This window comes from Corynebacterium pacaense (genome assembly GCF_900169525.1).
GTDB lineage: Bacteria > Actinomycetota > Actinomycetes > Mycobacteriales > Mycobacteriaceae > Corynebacterium > Corynebacterium pacaense.
The window spans coordinates 1-1,837 of the sequence record NZ_LT821228.1 but is presented as its reverse complement, the minus strand read 5'-3'; the positions used below and the strand labels follow the sequence as shown (position 1 = coordinate 1,837).

3 protein-coding genes and 2 pseudogenes are annotated in these 1,837 nt (G+C 57.7%); 3 read left to right on the top strand and 2 right to left on the bottom strand.

Annotated elements, in window-relative coordinates; translation table 11 throughout:
• Nucleotides 1-169: pseudogene (locus B7E02_RS14230) on the bottom strand (IS6 family transposase); the annotation flags it as partial.
• Between B7E02_RS14230 and B7E02_RS00020 the strand changes: the two are divergent.
• From B7E02_RS00020 to fdxA, 3 genes are all read left to right on the top strand, one after another.
• Complete coding sequence (locus tag B7E02_RS00020; protein ID WP_080791526.1) at nt 146-382, top strand: hexameric tyrosine-coordinated heme protein; 237 nt, start codon at nt 146-148, stop codon at nt 380-382. The pseudogene B7E02_RS14230 and the gene B7E02_RS00020 sit on opposite strands and share 24 nt — an antisense overlap.
• Nucleotides 383-743: 361 nt before the next feature.
• Nucleotides 744-1,079 carry a cupin domain-containing protein gene (locus B7E02_RS14540; RefSeq protein WP_015650334.1) on the top strand — a complete coding sequence of 112 codons (336 nt, stop codon included), beginning with the start codon at nt 744-746 and terminating at the stop codon, nt 1,077-1,079.
• 271 nt (nt 1,080-1,350) lie between these two features.
• Complete coding sequence (gene fdxA, locus B7E02_RS00010) at nt 1,351-1,674, top strand: ferredoxin (RefSeq protein ID WP_015650335.1); 324 nt, start codon at nt 1,351-1,353, stop codon at nt 1,672-1,674.
• Between the two features lie 18 nt (nt 1,675-1,692).
• On the opposite strand, the pseudogene B7E02_RS00005 reads toward fdxA, so the two are convergent.
• Nucleotides 1,693-1,837, bottom strand: a pseudogene (locus tag B7E02_RS00005) (DDE-type integrase/transposase/recombinase); the annotation flags it as partial.

Below are 1,837 nucleotides of genomic sequence, written 5' to 3'. Positions count from 1 at the left end.
GGCGTATTTCTGGACCCAGCGGTGAGAATCGTGGTGTGATCGACCGGCACGCCCCGCTGAAGTCATCATTTCCTCCAGATCGCGGTAGCTCACCCCGTAGCGGCAGTGACCTGCGCACTGCCCACAGGATGATGTCACGGGGGAAATGACGACCGGAGAAGGTACCCATGGCTGTGATTATTTCACGCCTGTCTTCCTACTGCCCCAACTTTGCAACAGCACCGCGCGGAAGACCATCGGAGCAATCCAACCAGATGCCGAAGTCCGAGAGACGTTACGACCGGGTTATGCCACGAACGCGGATTCTTTGACCATGGCCGGCCATGTCGTCGCCATCGAGTTCGCTACCGTCGCCGCCGCCAACAATTACTGGCGAGCTTAAGTCCCTGACGTGTGGCAAAGAGCGATCCCTGACCGGCCGCTGGTTTTGACCATCACGATCAACCACAATCGAAGAGCTTGCGCAATGGGTCGGATGTAGTTGACTCGTCGCGTGATGCTGCAATAAACTTGCATTCCTCATGAATAATCGCCGCCCATCTCGATGTCAGTGACCGAAACCAAGCGCTGACCGCTATCCTGCGCATCGGCCCGCCCACGGAGGATCCCTACCACTGACACGTCAGAGTCCACTTCTTTACGTACTGCGCTAACTTCTCGGGCCATCAGGGAAGGCGCATGAACAAAAACATCGTCTCCTCACCATTCGATGCTTCCCAGACCGGCTCCGAAAGGTTGTTTATATGCACAAAATATCGATCGAGGCCCTCGCCCGCAAGCAACTTAAAGAGGCCGTCACCGCCCCTAGTGCTCGTGCCGCCGATACCGTCTTCGGCGGGCACGAAAAAATTCTGCGGCAGACCGTCGTCGGGATACGTCAGGGTGCCGAGCTCGGAGAGCGCGACAATCACGATGAATCCACGATTTATGTCCTACAAGGGCGTGTCCAACTCAGGACGGGCGATGAGACCTGGATAGGTCGCAGCGGTGATCTGTTGATCGTGCCGCGATCTCGGCACAGCCTCGAAGCAATCGAGGACTCCGCTGTTTTGATCACCATTGCCAAACTGACGCAATAAGAAAGATAGGGACTTCCCCTGGGGTGTTTGAGCCCGCCGAGGGTCCGTCTTCCGCGGCGAGACCATGGACCGGTACCGTTCGATCACCAGCCTCCTGCCCCTGATGTTTGTACCAGCATGCGACGGTGACCAACTGACCGGTTCCACTATCCTTACCGCTACTGGCGGCGGGGATAATCGAAAATACGTGCCCCTTGGTGAAGGGTCGGGGAGCTAATAGGATGACAGTGAACCTATTTTCCACGTCTTTATCCGTAGTATTGGAGATCCGATGACCTACACAATCGCCCAGCCCTGCGTTGATGTCTTGGATCGAGCCTGCGTCGAGGAATGTCCCGTGGACTGCATCTACGAGGGCAAACGGATGCTCTACATCCACCCCGATGAGTGCGTCGACTGCGGTGCCTGCGAGCCCGTCTGCCCGGTTGAAGCCATCTTCTACGAAGACGATGTTCCCCACGAATGGTGGGACTACACCGGCGCTAACGCCGCCTTTTTCGACGACCTCGGTTCGCCAGGCGGTGCCGCCAGCCTGGGTCCGCAGGACTTCGACGCCCAGCTCGTCGCGGCGCTGCCGCCACAGAACCAGAACTAGGACCTGATATCGGCCCTAACGATATGCAGATGTCCGGTTCTTAAACGCGCCTTTCGGCCCGAGGATCCGCTTCAGCCGACCATGGTCGCCTTCCAGGATGTTGTTGAGGTATTTCACCTGCCGGTGTTCCACTGTTGGCGGGCAGATTCCCTCTGACTTCAAC